At 53.1% G+C, this 14360-nt stretch carries 11 protein-coding genes; 7 read left to right on the top strand and 4 right to left on the bottom strand.

The window, feature by feature from the left end; genetic code table 11:
• The first annotated feature begins 549 nt into the window (after positions 1 to 549).
• The 3 genes from ACW9KT_RS17420 (at position 550) to trhO (ending at position 3018) form a co-directional block, all read left to right on the top strand.
• On the top strand, positions 550 to 1182 hold the full coding sequence (locus ACW9KT_RS17420) for a hypothetical protein (protein WP_457082718.1): 633 nt from the start codon (positions 550 to 552) through the stop codon (positions 1180 to 1182).
• A gap of 132 nt (positions 1183 to 1314) precedes the next feature.
• Positions 1315 to 1947 carry a NeuD/PglB/VioB family sugar acetyltransferase gene (locus tag ACW9KT_RS17425; RefSeq protein WP_457082720.1) on the top strand — a complete coding sequence of 211 codons (633 nt, stop codon included), beginning with the start codon at positions 1315 to 1317 and terminating at the stop codon, positions 1945 to 1947.
• 117 nt (positions 1948 to 2064) lie between these two features.
• Positions 2065 to 3018 (top strand): oxygen-dependent tRNA uridine(34) hydroxylase TrhO, encoded by a 954-nt coding sequence (trhO, locus tag ACW9KT_RS17430; protein WP_457082722.1) that lies wholly within the window; start codon positions 2065 to 2067, stop codon positions 3016 to 3018.
• Positions 3019 to 3103: 85 nt separating this feature from the next.
• Here trhO and ACW9KT_RS17435 read toward each other — a convergent pair whose 3' ends face one another.
• On the bottom strand, positions 3104 to 4528 hold the full coding sequence (locus ACW9KT_RS17435) for a Glu/Leu/Phe/Val family dehydrogenase (RefSeq protein ID WP_457082724.1): 1425 nt from the start codon (positions 4526 to 4528) through the stop codon (positions 3104 to 3106).
• A 163-nt stretch (positions 4529 to 4691) separates the two neighbouring features.
• Here ACW9KT_RS17435 and ACW9KT_RS17440 point away from each other — a divergent pair, with 163 nt between their 5' ends.
• Positions 4692 to 5564 carry a nucleoside phosphorylase gene (locus tag ACW9KT_RS17440; protein ID WP_457082726.1) on the top strand — a complete coding sequence of 291 codons (873 nt, stop codon included), beginning with the start codon at positions 4692 to 4694 and terminating at the stop codon, positions 5562 to 5564.
• Positions 5565 to 5801: 237 nt separating this feature from the next.
• On the opposite strand, the gene ACW9KT_RS17445 is transcribed toward ACW9KT_RS17440, so the two are convergent.
• Complete coding sequence (locus ACW9KT_RS17445) at positions 5802 to 6815, bottom strand: acyl-CoA reductase (protein WP_457082728.1); 1014 nt, start codon at positions 6813 to 6815, stop codon at positions 5802 to 5804.
• 322 nt (positions 6816 to 7137) lie between these two features.
• On the opposite strand from ACW9KT_RS17445, the gene ACW9KT_RS17450 reads away from it, so the two are divergent.
• The gene (locus tag ACW9KT_RS17450) at positions 7138 to 7488 is read left to right on the top strand and encodes a 4Fe-4S dicluster domain-containing protein (protein ID WP_457082730.1); all 351 of its coding nucleotides are present in this window, start codon (positions 7138 to 7140) and stop codon (positions 7486 to 7488) included.
• 142 nt (positions 7489 to 7630) lie between these two features.
• On the opposite strand, the gene ACW9KT_RS17455 is transcribed toward ACW9KT_RS17450, so the two are convergent.
• Together ACW9KT_RS17455 and ACW9KT_RS17460 are read right to left on the bottom strand one after the other, a co-directional pair.
• The gene (locus ACW9KT_RS17455; protein WP_457082732.1) at positions 7631 to 8839 is read right to left on the bottom strand and encodes an N-acetyl sugar amidotransferase; all 1209 of its coding nucleotides are present in this window, start codon (positions 8837 to 8839) and stop codon (positions 7631 to 7633) included.
• 120 nt (positions 8840 to 8959) lie between these two features.
• Positions 8960 to 9877, bottom strand: a complete 918-nt coding sequence (locus ACW9KT_RS17460; protein ID WP_457082734.1) for a carbon-nitrogen hydrolase family protein — start codon at positions 9875 to 9877, stop codon at positions 8960 to 8962.
• 251 nt (positions 9878 to 10128) lie between these two features.
• Here ACW9KT_RS17460 and ACW9KT_RS17465 point away from each other — a divergent pair, with 251 nt between their 5' ends.
• Together ACW9KT_RS17465 and ACW9KT_RS17470 are read left to right on the top strand one after the other, a co-directional pair.
• Positions 10129 to 12759, top strand: coding sequence for a valine--tRNA ligase (locus ACW9KT_RS17465; RefSeq protein ID WP_457082736.1), 2631 nt, complete (start codon positions 10129 to 10131; stop codon positions 12757 to 12759).
• Positions 12760 to 12908: 149 nt separating this feature from the next.
• Positions 12909 to 14318 (top strand): T9SS type A sorting domain-containing protein, encoded by a 1410-nt coding sequence (locus ACW9KT_RS17470; RefSeq protein WP_457082738.1) that lies wholly within the window; start codon positions 12909 to 12911, stop codon positions 14316 to 14318.
• Positions 14319 to 14360: the final 42 nt, after the last annotated feature.

The following is a 14360-nucleotide window of genomic DNA, read 5'->3' on the forward strand; positions in this document are numbered from 1 at the left end:
GTGCTGCTTCCCACCTTAGCGCTTAAGGTTTTGGCTAGCACCTTCTCATACTTGCGCTACACTGATGATTCTAATTTTTCCCAGTACTGGGGTGAGCAGCTAACTGCTCAGTTTTGGACTGACCCTAGTGCCTGGTTAAGTACTCTTGCAGGAGAAGAGTTTCTCTTTGGTAAGTCGCATCTGATATACCATGGGTTCTCAAATACCTTCTTTTTAATTAAGCTTTTATCTGCGCTGAATCTGGCTTCATTAGGCAGTTGGTGGCTGAATGGTGTGTATCTAACGCTTTTTAGTTTTGTGGGCAGTTGGCAATTGATACGCACCGTAGGGGAAGTATTTCCCAAGGCTCAGACTGGGGCGGCGGTGGTAGCTTGGTTGGCATGGCCCTCGGTGGTGTATTGGTCGGCGGGCAGCACCAAGGAAAGTGTATTAGTTGGTAGTGGCGCCTGGCTCACAGCGTTAGTAATAGGGTGGCTTTACAGCAGCGGGAAACCGATACGGATAGGGTCACTTATGGGGGGCCTTTTGCTGGCACTCTTACACTTCAAAATGCGGTTCTTTTTTGCTGGTCTGCTATTAGCAGGCTTAGCTAGCCTTATTGTGGTAAGAGTAACGCAGCACTTTGGAGGAGCCCGCCAGCGTGTGATTCAGCTCATTATTATTGCTACAGTACTAGTGAGTGGTACCCGGCTGGCGGCGGAAGTTATACCTGTTCTCCGGCTAAATAAGTTTACCAACCAACTCAGCAATAATTATTACCAGATGTTGCGCGCGTCACAACAGCGCCCCCACATCGAGTACGCCGACCTTAAGCCTACATTGCCTAGCATAGTGAGCTATACGCCCCAAGCCATTATCAACACGATTACTCGTCCCTACATTTGGGAGGATAAGCAATTCATCTACGTGTTGGCCGGGCTGGAAAATATAGCTTTACTGATCCTAATAAGTGTAGCCCTCGTGGCATTGATACGTGGGCGGCCAGGCCATCTGCCGTTTGCGTTGGTAGTTGTACTAGTTGTGTATTGTCTGGCTTTGGCCGCGCTTTTAGGCCTGAGTACACCTAACTTAGGAACCTTAAACCGCTACCGGGCAGTACTTCTACCTTTCTTAGTGTTCTTGCTCCTGCAAAATGACTACGCTGCTCGGTGGCTGCAGCGGCTGGGCTTAGGTCAGCAGTAGGGTAGTATTTGCTGTATACTGAGAGTTCTGCGGCATTCTAGGACAATGCTATTCGAAACTTGGCCCCGCTCGCGGGAGGGTGTATCTTTGCATTTTAGACAAAATTGCCCCTGGGGGGCATTTTCGCTTCGCATGGAAAATCCCGTAATCATATTAGGTGCTCAAAGTCTGGGCGCTACTGCACTTGATGCCTTCCAAAGCAACGACGTAGTCGTGTATTGCCTACTCGACGACGACGCAAAGCTGCAAAACACCGAGTTAAACAACGTGCCTGTAATGGGCAACACCGACGACAAGGAACTGCTTAAGCTTCTGGGCAAAAAGTGCGAAGTATTCGTAGCCACTGAAGATACGGCCAGTCGCCGCAGCCTCACTAATATGCTCCGCGATGAGTACGAGGTAGTCCCCGTGAATGCTATTCACTCCCGCGCCAGCGTATCGGAGCAGGCGTGGTTGGGCCATGGCAACCTTATTGGAGCCGGCGCGGTGGTATCTAGCAACAGTAAGATGGGCAATAGCTGCTTGATTGGGGCCAACGCCGTGATCGACGTGCAGGTAGAGTTGGCTGATTTCGTACAAGTAGGCGCCGGAGCCATCGTCAATGCGGGCGCTGTGGTAGCGGAGCAGGCTTTTATTGGTCCGGGTTCTATCGTGGTGGCCGGTGTGAAGATTGGGGCTAAAGCACGTATTGGGGCGGGGTCGGTAGTGGTGGCTGATGTGCCCGCCAACCAGACTGTGTTTGGCAACCCAGCCGCGAAGGTGTAATTATCAATGAAGAATGAGAAGTGAAGAATCAGGCGATAAGGCTTTGTTTCTGAACTGGAAGCAAACCAGAAGCATTTACTTCTTCTATCCTCATTCCTGATTCTTTATCAAACAAAGATGGATTACCGCGTTCTGCTTTACTACTGCTATTCACCGATTGAGAATCCGGAGGAGTTCCGCGAGGAACATCACCGGCTGTGTCTGCGTTTGAAGCTGCTGGGCCGAATTATTGTCGCAGTGGAGGGGCTTAATGGCACCGTATCGGGCCTAGCGGCTGACTGTGAAGAGTATATGCGCATCGTAAAGGCTGATTCGCGCTTTGCGGCCCTGGAGTTTAAGGTAGATGAGGCTCCGGCGCACACTTTTCAAAAGTTGCACGTGCGCGTGAAGCCTGAAATTGTGCACAGCAGTCTGCGCCACGTGCGGCCGCATGAGCGCACCGGTCAGCACCTATCACCCCAGGAATTCAAAGAGCTCAAGGACCGTGACGATGTAGTAGTGGTCGACGTGCGTTCTGACTACGAATACAACGTGGGTCGCTTCAAGAATGCCGTGACGCTGGACATGGAGAACTTTCGCGACTTCCCCGAGCGGGTGGAACGGCTCAAAGAGTTTAAAGACAAGAAGATCCTGACCTACTGCACTGGCGGCGTGAAGTGCGAAAAAGCCAGCGCTTATCTGCTAGAGCAAGGCTTCGAGAACGTGTACCAACTGCATGGCGGCATCATTAAGTACGGCATCGAAGAAGGCGGCGAAGATTTTGACGGCAAGTGCTACGTCTTCGATAACCGCGTGGCCGTGGACGTGAACCGCGTCAACCCTACGGTAATTTCTTATTGCCACCATTGCCACGCGCCTTCCGACCGGCTTGTGAACTGCGCCAATCCGCACTGCAACGCCCACCTCGCCCTCTGCGAAAATTGCGGCCAGCAACTTGAGGGCGCCTGCTCCACTACTTGCCAAACGCATCCTGATAAGCGCGCTTACGATGGAACCGGCACGTATCCGAAATTGAGCAACAACTACCGCCCCGAGCAGGGCTTCATATCGTACCGCGCGCCTGCTTTGTAGGCGTACAGGTTAGTGAGGCCACAAAAAAGCCCCCCAGCATTGCGTTGGGAGGCTTTTTTGTGGTTTTTGAGCAATAAAAAAAGGCTCAAGGGAAAATGCCCAATGCCTGATAGCTCACACCCACCTTCTCAATGGCACTGTAGAAGGCCGCTGTACGTAGGTCTTGAATGCCATTGATTTGGTGCATTACTTCCCTGATTTCGTGGTAGGCTACAATCATCGTGTCTTCTAGGCCGGAACGTACGAGGCTGATTTCATCGGCGCCCTGAATGATAAGCTTACGTTCCTGGGCACTAATGCTCTTGCCCGTCGTCTGCTCAATGGTAGATACGAGGCGCCCCAAAGAAGCTTCTTCCGCCCGTTTGCCCATGCGCCCGAAACGTACATTTGAAAGGTTTTTCAGCCACTCAAAATAGGATACCGTGACGCCACCCGCGTTGAGGTACAGATCAGGTAGAATCACTATACCCCGCTCAATTAAGATTTTCTCAGCCGCTTTAGTCGTAGGGCCGTTAGCGCCCTCAGCAATAATCTTGGCTTTGATGCGGGCTGCGTTGCCTTCGTGAATCTGGTTTTCGAGGGCGGCGGGTAGCAGCACATCGCACTCATATTCCAGTAGTTGGGTGCTGTCTTCAATGTTTTGTGCGCCGGGGTAATTCAAAATAGAGCCACTCTCCGTGCGATGCTTGAACACATCAGCCACATCAAGCCCATTGGGGTTGAAAATACCCCCCTCACGCTCAGCAATACCCGTAATGATAGCGTTTTCCTGCTCGCAGAAGTGCGCCGCATAGTAACCCACATTGCCCAGACCCTGTACGATGATGCGCTTGCCGGCCATGCCGCTGGTTAGTCCCAGCTTTTTCAACATTTCTTCATCGGCCAATAGCTCGCGTAAGCCGAAGAATACTCCTAGGCCGGTGGCTTCGGTCCGGCCCCGGATACCACCTTGGCCTACGGGTTTACCTGTTACGCAGCCTAAAGCATTGGTATCACCAAACTTGAAGGCCAGATAGGTATCTGCAATCCAAGCCATTTCGCGGCTGCCGGTGCCATAGTCGGGGGCTGGTACATCCATGCCTGGCCCGATCAGGTTTTTCTTGATTAATTCGCTGGCGTAGCGCCGCGTTACTTTCTCCAAGGTTTCGACGGAGCTGGTACGCGGATTGATTTTTACGCCCCCTTTGGCCCCGCCAAACGGCACATCAACCAGCGCGCACTTGAACGTCATGAGGGTGGCCAGGGCCATTACCTCCTCTTCGTCTACGTACATGCTGTAGCGAATACCGCCTTTGCTGGGGAGCTTGTGGTGGCTATGCTGCACCCGAATTCCCTCGAACACCTGCACGTGCCCGTCGACCTCGACCGGGAAGTTTACTTTATAAATGCTGTTGCAGGCTCGAATCTGGCTGATGATGCCGGGGTCAAGTTTGGAGAACTGGGCCGCCTGATCGTAGAACTGCAGGACACTATCATAAAAATCTTTTCCCTGAATCTGGGTGGTGCTCATAGGGCGCAGGATTGGTGGATGTATCTTCATTCCAACGAGTGAAGGCCCGAATCAGTTGTACCTCGACTGCTCAATAGCACCCGCGCCAAACTATGGTTGAGGCGTTGCGTAACAGGTTATGGCTAATTTGCCGCCTTCGCGCCACCCTCTAATCTCTCCCTCTATGCCTATTCCCGACTCCGAACTCATCCTGAACCGCGACGGCAGCATTTATCACCTCAACCTGCTGCCCGATCATATTTCCGAAACCATTATCACCGTCGGCGACCCGGATCGTGTGGCCCTTGTCAGCCAGCACTTCGATTCCATCGAAACGCAGATTAACAAGCGCGAGTTTGTAACCCACGTTGGGTACTACAAGGGCAAGCGCCTGGCGGTCATTTCGACGGGCATCGGCACCGATAACATTGATATTGTGCTCAATGAGTTGGATGCTTTGGTCAATATTGACTTTGTAACCCGCGAGCCCCGCCCCGTGGAAGAGCGCATTGCGCTGCGCATCGTGCGCGTGGGCACCAGCGGCGCTTTGCAGCCCGATATTCCATTGGGTGCGCACTTAGTAACCGAGCACGCCGTAGGTCTCGACGCGCTGATGCAGTTTTACCCTTTGGTAGAAACCGGGCTGGAGGTAGAGGTAGGCGCCGGCATTCAGCAAGCGTTGCAGTTGGATTATCGTCCGTACTGCGTGCGCGGCCACGACCTGATTCGGGAGCAGATTGGCGCCGGCATGGTAGCCGGCAATACGCTTACGTGCCCTGGCTTCTATGGCCCACAAGGCCGGGTGCTCCGCCTCGATTTGCGCCAAGCCGACTTGATTAAACAGTTCCAGAACTTCCGCTACGAAAGTGCCGAGGGCGAATTCCGCCTTACCAACTTCGAAATGGAAACCGCTGGCTACTACGCTCTAGGCCGCATGCTGGGCCACGAGATAGTGTCGCTCAACGCCATCGTGGCCAACCGCGCTACCGGTGAATTCGCTACTAACGCCGAGCAAACGATGAATGATTTGATTGCGAAAACGCTGGATCGAGTGTAAGTCAACTTCATTATTTGTAAAAAAGCCCCCCAGAAATGTTCTGGGGGGCTTTTTCTCGTTCAAAACGAGAGTTGACTATCGTTTGCATAGAAGTGTCCTTACATAAGAAGCTGTCTGCAAGCTGTTATTTGAGTTCTAAGCATAGTTTCCTCCATGGCAAGATTTACCGACATCACCATATATGCCCACGCAGCTAGCTTAGCTACCCTGGGAGGGACTAAGAACCTATATACAAGCTTATCCCAAATTCCCCAAAAAGGCCATCGTGTCCACACCATCGGCGTAGTCGCTTACGCTGGGGCATTGCGCTTGGCCAAAAGGGAAACTGCCCGGAAATTGCCCCCCAGCCGACACTAAACACTGTGTTTGCTCTGCTACTTGGGCTAGCTGCTGCTGAAGGTCAGTGTTGTCGGTGTAAGTGCCGTAATGGACCACCGAGATGGGCGACACGAGCTGGGCGCTTTCGGTAAGCAGGACAAAGCCGTTGTCGAAATGGGGCACACGGTTTACTAGCAGAATGCTCTTGTTGTAGTCGTAGTTGTTCTGATAGCGGTTCTGCTCTAGCACTCGCTCCCAAGGCTGGAGGTTGTCCAGCAGCTTATCAAAGCGGTAGTCTTTGGGCACCATTAACTTCGATACGTTACGGCAGCCCAGGCCATAGTACTGAAAAATATCGGCGCCCAGAGCGGCTAGTTCCTCCGGGGTTTCCTGACCCGTAAGGATGCCTAGACTCGTGCGGTTGCGGCGAATCAGGTGAGGTTTATGGCGGAAATAATACTCAAAGTAGCGGCCTGTGTTATCGGAACCGGTGGCAATGAATGCATCAGCATCATTGAGGCGCTCAACGAAGGTGATGCGCTCGCACAGCCGGGAATCGATGCGCGTCAGCTCGTCCACAATCCAGTGCATCAGGTACTTATCATCTGAGCTAGGTTTAGCTAGTAGCAAATGTCCACTGAGCAGCACGCACAGCAAATCGTGGAAGCCCACCAACGGAATATTGCCCGCCATTACCACGCCCACCTGGCGCGGGGTGGTGGGCTCGGTGGAGTAACGGCTGGCCCATGCGCTGAGCGTGTTCTCGTCGAGCATCGTCACAATTCCCTCTAAAGCTGCCGCTACATTGGGCGCATCAAACCAAGAGTTGTTATTGCGGGCCCGGCTGAACAGGTCGGCTTTTTCGTCGTCGGTAAGATTGCGCAGGCGCTGGCCCAGCGCAACAAAAGCGGCTAAACGTTCATTATGATTCATCTTGGATAGATTTCTAGTTGATGAGTGGTTAAGTGGTTCTACAAAGTCCGCCGAGCGGTTTGTAAGACCACTATCGTTGGAAAACCCAACGGGTATGCAGGTATCAGTAACGACATAGATCGTACGACTCTGGACAAATTGGGCCACGCTGGGCTAGGGCCTAGAGGGGGAAATTTTCGTTAATAAACCCTCAAAGCTGAACATTCAAAATTAAAACAAGGTTAGTTTCTACTTTTGCGCACCCAGATCAACTTTTGGAGGGCATCTTTGCGTAAGCATATCTGTTCAATTACTAGTACCCAAAAACCAGACGACTTCGGCTATGGCCATAATGATAACCGACGAGTGCATCAACTGTGGTGCCTGCGAACCTGAATGCCCCAACAACGCCATTTACGAAGGTGGTGCCCAATGGCGCTGGGCCGATGGCACTTCGCTGAAAGAGGTAGAAGTGGACGGCGGTGCCGTAGTAGTGGCAACGGCGCCCCAAACGCCCGTTTCAGATGAGTATTACTACATCGTGTCGGATAAGTGCACCGAGTGTGTGGGCTTCCACGAAGAACCTCAGTGCGCCGCCGTGTGCCCCGTCGATTGCTGCGTTGACGACCCCGACCTGCGTGAAACCCAAGAGGAATTGCTCAGAAAGAAAGAGTGGCTGCACCTGACCGCTTAAACTTACTGTAGAACATACTTTTTGGCTATTGCCATTTAGTATGAACTTTAATTACTCAAAAAGCCCCCTAGAAGAGTTCTGGGGGGCTTTTTGAGTAATGACAACGCGCTCTTGAATCGCGCACCCGCACTCATCTACGTTCTTAGGCACCACAGTTGAAGTATTTATCGTAGGCCGACTCAGGAATTAGATTGAGCTGGCTGAGCACTTTGATCGGCCAGCGCAGCCGCCGGATGAGGGAGTAGTTGTTGGGATAATCGCGGAAGGTTTTGGGCGGAGCAGCTACAATCTGGTCGAATTCCGCCCGGGTCAGGCCTAGGCGCTTGATGCAAAGGTCAATCACGCGCTGATCCTCGATGGAGTTGATTTCGGCGGTGCGTTCCAAGGCTTTTTCGCGGCTCATTTGCCCCGAGCGGATGAGGGCCGAGTAGTTGAACAAGCGCCGATCAATGTTAAACTTGGTGCGGTTCAGGTAGTAAATGACGCTTTGGTAGAGGTCGTCGAAGTAGTGAGCGCCGGGGTTAACCCAGTCCAGCTCGCGGGCTAGTAACTCGTCTACGTCGGCCCGCACGTAATCCACGTGATAGAGCAGCGTCACGGTCTTGATGCGTCGCACGAAGGCGTAATAAAACATTTCTTTCAAATCCAGATTGAAGCCCGGATCTGTGGGCGACCAGGGGCGCAAGGGTACTGTTCCGAAGCGCTTGTGTACCGCTTTGAGGTAGCGCCCGTCCAGGTAATTCCACGACAGGGGGCAAATTCCTTCTGTTCGAAAGCTCTGGCCAATGACGATGCGTTGAATACCCTCCTTAGCTGCTACGCCATACAAAGCTGTAGCGATGCCTAGATCGGTGCCTTCCTCCATATCGGGCGTAGAAGCTTTGAGGAAGGCAATTTTGAGGTCCTTGGATTCGCGCCAGTCGGAGGTAATAGTGCGCAGCTCTACACCTAGTTTGCGGCAGGCTTTTACCATGTTTTCGCCCGCTACTGGGTTACCAAAGCCATCGTTGAAGTGCACGGCCAGCGGGCGTAGCTTTAGCTTCGTGACGCAGTACCAAAGCGTGTAGCTGCTGTCGCGGCCGCCGCTTACGCCCAGCACGCAGTCGTATTTCTTGCCTTTCCCAGTTTGCTTTATATCATCGGCCAGCTTCTGTACTTGTAGGCGGCCGGCTTCCCCAAGGGGAAAAGCCTGATCGAGCTTGTCGTGCAGGGCGCAGAAGCTGCACTCGCCACTACTATCGAACCTGATGCCAGGCACCGTGGTATCCATAATGCAGCGAGTACAGCGCTGCTGCGGCGCTTGTGGTTGCCAAATGGGGCTGCGCGCCGCCGCTGACTCGGTTACGGGCATTGGTGTGTTGTTAGTGGAACAGATCGGAGTAGGCAAGCGAACAAACAAGAGGTACTACAAAAGGGTAAGGGGGCTTTTTTGCTTAGGTCCCTCCACCATATAAAAAGCATTACGTGTTAACTACAGCAGAGTGTCAAATTGGTAACCTTTGCGCTGTAGCATTTCGCCAATGGCCGTACCCTGCTCCGTCCGGATTGGGCGGGGCAGATCGGCTACTACCAGCTCGCCGGCAAATTCATTGAAGGTGCCCTGAGCCCGCACGCCATTGGCATCGACGGCCAAGGAGCAGCCGACACTTTTCTTACCCTCATATGGCCCACCTACAATATATCCCACCGAAGTCGTACCGACTACCACCACATTATACAGGCGGGCCAAAATAGAGAATGGCTTCACCCATTTTTCTCGGTACGGGTCGTTTTCTTCCGTGAGCGAGTAATCGACGGTCCAGGACGAAGGAGAGAGAATGAATTCGGCCCCCATACGGGCCAGTGTATGACCAATAGGCAAGCCATCTAGGAAGTTGTCGGCGCAAATGTTCACACCAATTTTACCCAGGGGCGTATCTACCACATTTAGCATCTGACCCACAGCGTAGAACGGCTGTTCAACGGTCAGTAAGTTGATTTTGTGATATTTAACTAATATTTCGCCTTCGGGATTAATGAGAATGGCCGCGTTGTAGTTACGACCATTCAAGCGCTCAGTAAGGCCGGCACACACGTAAATTTTGTGATAGATGGCCTGCTGGCAGAGCTGGTCGCTGAAGGGGCCGGGGATGGGCTGAGCCTCCAGTAGGGCGCTGGGGTGCGTCCAGGCGAAGTCCAGCGTTTCGGGCAGCAATACGAGTTCACAGCCTTGTTGGGCTGCCTCACCAATCATACGGGCGGCACGTTCCAAGTTGCGGGCTGGCTCGCCGCCTTCTACCAGCAATTGGCCCATACCAATCCGCAACGAAGCCGTGGGGGGCAAAATAGCCGACTCCGGTGCTGAGATAGCAACTTTAGGTGCTTTGCGAAAAGAGAATAATGCGGCCATGCCGACGGAGGGAGAAGTGTGAATGAAAAGATAAAAATAATTTAAAAAAACGACCTATGGCATTAAACCTAGGAAGTAGTTTTTGGTCGTCGCGCAAAGGTAAGGCCAATAACGGCGATGAAATAATAGAAGAGAATGGATGACGAGCTCATTCGCTTTTAGCCGTTGCAGCTAAGGCTAAAGAAGGCCATTTGCCGGCTTGAATTGCCTACTTTTGTCTTCGTTTAGAACCGAATTTGCCCCTGCTGCCCATGTCAATCGCCAAAACCTATACTCCCGCCGACGTAGAAGCCAAATGGTATGAGCGTTGGCAGGAGCAAGGCTTTTTCAAAGCCAAGCCCAATCCGCGCAAGCCTGCCTACTCCGTTGTGATTCCGCCACCTAACGTGACGGGCGTGCTGCACATGGGCCACATGCTCAACAATACCATTCAGGACGTATTAGTGCGCCGGGCCCGCATGCAGGGCAAAGAAGCCTGCTGGGTGCCCGGTACCGACCACGCCTCCATTGCCACCGAAGCTAAAGTAGTAGCCCTGCTTAAGGAGAAGGGCATCGACAAACGCGACCTTACTCGCGAGGAGTTCCTGGCTCACGCCTGGGAATGGAAAGAAAAGTACGGCGGCATTATCCTGGAGCAACTCAAGAAGCTAGGCGCCTCCTGCGACTGGGACCGCACCCGTTTCACCATGGAGCCCGAGCTCACCGACGCCGTGCTGCGCGTATTCGTAGACCTCTATCAGAAAGGACAGATCTACCGTGGCATCCGCATGGTAAACTGGGACCCCCAGAGCCGCACTGCTATTTCCGATGAGGAAGTAATTGCCAAAGATACCCAGGCCAAAATGTACCACCTGCGCTACCCAGTAGTAGGGCAGGTGGGCCAGTTTTTGACCGTGGCTACCTCGCGTCCCGAGACCATTATGGCCGACGTAGCCGTGGCCGTAAACCCCAACGACGAGCGCTACAAGCATCTGCATGGGGCGCAGGTCAGCATTCCTTTATTGGGCCGCGAGGTTCCCATTATTCTGGACGAGTACGTAGCCATTGACTTTGGCACCGGCGCCCTGAAAGTGACGCCCGCTCACGACCTGAATGACTATGAGCTAGGCGTGAAGCACAAGCTGCCCGTTATAGATATCCTCAACGACGATGGTTCGTTGAATGAGAAAGCTGTGCTCTACGTGGGTCAAGACCGCTTCGCCGCCCGCAAACAAATAGCCAAAGATTTACAGGCCGCTGGCTTGCTCGATAAAATCGAGGAATACGCTAGCGTGCTTCAGACCTCAGAGCGTACCGGCGCTGTAATCGAGCCGCGCCTGAGCATGCAGTGGTTCTGCAAAATGGACCACATGGCGGCTATGGCGCTAGCCGTAGTCGAAAGCGACGAAATCAAGCTACATCCGCCCAAGTTCAAGAACATGTATCGGGTGTGGATGGAAAACGTGCGTGACTGGTGCATCTCGCGGCAGCTGTGGTGGGGGCAACGTATCCCCGCTTACTACCTACCTGACGGCTCCTTTGTGGTAGCTCTATCGGAAACAGAAGCACTTGAAGCGGCGCGTGAGCAGAGTGGTAATGTCGATTTGCAAATCAGTGACTTACGCCAGGATGAAGACGTGCTTGATACCTGGTTCTCGTCATGGCTGTGGCCCATTTCTGTGTTCGATGGCTTTAAAGATCCGGACAACCCGGACATCAGTTATTTCTACCCAACCGACGACCTCGTAACGGCCCCCGAAATTCTGTTCTTCTGGGTGGCCCGCATGATCATGGCTGGCCTGGAATACCGCAAAGAGGTACCGTTTCGCAACGTTTACCTCACCGGCATCGTGCGCGACGACCAGGGCCGCAAGATGAGTAAGCAGCTTGGCAACTCGCCCGATCCGCTGGACCTCATTGCCCAGTACGGCGCTGATGGCGTGCGCACGGGCATGCTGTTCAGCTCGCCAGCCGGCAACGACTTACTCTTCGATATTCGACTCGTGGAGCAGGGCCGCAACTTCACCAACAAGCTCTGGAACGCCTTCCGCCTCACCCAGGGCTGGGAAGTGAATCATGAGTTGCCCTTTGCAAATGAAAAGGCCGTTGAGTGGTTTGGGGCCAAGCTGCAAAGCGCCCAGATCGAGCTGGATGAGCACTTCTCCAAGTTCCGTATGTCGGATGCGCTGATGACAGTGTACAAGCTCGTGTGGGATGACTTCTGCTCCATATATCTGGAAATGATCAAGCCGGCTTACCAGGCGCCCATCGATCCAGAGACGTTACGCCTGACCACGGCTTATCTCGAAACGCTGCTTAAGCTCATGCACCCCTTCATGCCCTTCATCACCGAAGAAATATGGCATGAGCTAGGCGAGCGGGGCGAGAAGGAGTACGTGTGCGTGGCCGCCTGGCCCAAGCCCCAGCCGCTTACCGACGCCGCCAACATCCTCAGCCGCATGGATAAGGTGCTGGAAGTGGTAGCCGGCATCCGCAACGTGCGCAACCAGAAAGGCATCGGCCCCAATAAGCCCCTGACGTTGGCGGCCAAAACGGAGGAAACAGTGTTGCTAAGCGACTACGACGCGGTTATTCGGAAATTGGGAGCCTTAAGCGACATCAGCTTCGTGGACGCCGCCCCGGCTGGAGCCGTGAGCTTCGTGCTGGGCACGGGCGAGTTCTTTATTCCCCTAGAAGGCCACATCGACCTAGCCGCCGAGCGGGAGCGCCTGACCAAGGAAATCGAATATGCCCGAGGCTTCCTGGAATCGGTCATGAAGAAACTCAGCAACGAGAAGTTTGTGCAAAATGCTAAGCCCGACGTGCTGGAGCGCGAGCGGCAGAAGCAAGCCGATGCCGAAGGAAAGATAACGGCGCTTGAGCAAAGCCTAGCAGCGTTATAATCTGAGCGCTTCAATACCAAAAAGCCCCCCAGAGCATCTCTGGTGGGCTTTTTGTTCAGAGGTAAATATAAAATACTTTATTCTATATTGTAGATTGTTAAATATAGATAAATGACTTTTCCTTTGTGTGTTTCTTATCTATTCTAAATATGAAAAAAACTATATGCTGCCTTTTAACCATTGCCAGTTTAGCGCTACATTCTGCCGTTGCTCAGTCCCTTTGGGTGGTGCCGCCCGGTTCTCCCACCTACGACGCCAAGTATGTTGCGGGCGAAATGAGGTATTTGACCGCCCCCCAACCGGGTGTGCTATGGGGGGTAGGATTGGAACTCCAATCTGCTGGTGTGGGACAAGGTAATTATCAGGATCGGGTGTTTCGTACCGCTGATAATGGGCAGAGTTGGCAAGAAGCGCCCGCAACTACTTGGTTTTCCTCCTCTAGGCTTGCGCCGATGGGTATAGCTTTCAGGGATTTGGCGGCAATAGATGGACAAACAGCTTGGATGTTACAAGATAATGTGGCCAGTGGCGTCCAAACCTTGCTCCATACAACCTCGGGGCCGGGGGGATTTGCGCCTTTGGCAGCTAGCTTGCCCGTCTACTTTTCTACCATTCACTTCTTTACGGCTACGACCGGGATTGCCGTAGGAAATGTTGCGTCGGGAACAACTACGTGGCCCATTTATCGCACTATTGATAGTGGCTTTACCTGGACGCTGATACCCAATGCTCCCCTAGTGGCCGGCCACAAGTATATTGGTAATAAGCAGAGCATAGGTCCTAACTTGTGGCTTAATACAGCCACGTCGTCGACTAGTACGAGCCCACAGATGCTGCTCCGCACCACCGATGAAGGATTAACCTGGACAAGTTTCGTCAGCAGGGGGGCCGTTACTTTCGAAAATGCAACGCACGGCTTATCTTACTTTTATGCGCTAACAACCGGTAATCGAGTAGAGCCCAAGGTGATTAGAACCACCGACGGTGGCGCATCTTGGACAGACGTTGCTTTCACAGGGCGGCCGGGTATAGCTGCAATGATTGCCATAGCAGGTGCACCCGGCACCTACCTGAGCACAGACTTCACGTATCCCTTCGCCAACAATAATGCTATCGTCCGCACCGCTATCAGTTATGACAGGGGAGCCAACTGGCAGGATGTCGAGACCAACATGCAGGGAGGAGCAATAAAATTAATGCATTCGGCTAGCCCTAACGAAATTTGGGCAGGTATACAGCGAGCGGACATGTCCTTACCAAACCAACCAATGATACGACGCTACACGAGCTCCGTTTTGGCCTCCCGAAACCCAATTAAGAAGGCCTCGGGTCTGGTCGCCTATCCTAACCCTACAACTGGGATGGTGTATCTGGAAGGGGAGATAGCAAGAGAAGAAGTCGTGCGCGTGTACGATAACGTGGGGCGCTTATGCCAGCAAGAAAAAATATCTAACTCAACCCCTACACTTGATTTGTCGAAACTTCCTGCCGGGCTGTACCACGTGCTCCTGACTTCGGCTACTGGAAGGGTAGGAAGCTTACGCGTAAATAAAATTTAGCCATTATCCTCTCACCTAGGAAGTATTAGGGTAGTTAATCCC

The organism is Hymenobacter sp. HD11105, from assembly GCF_054051685.1.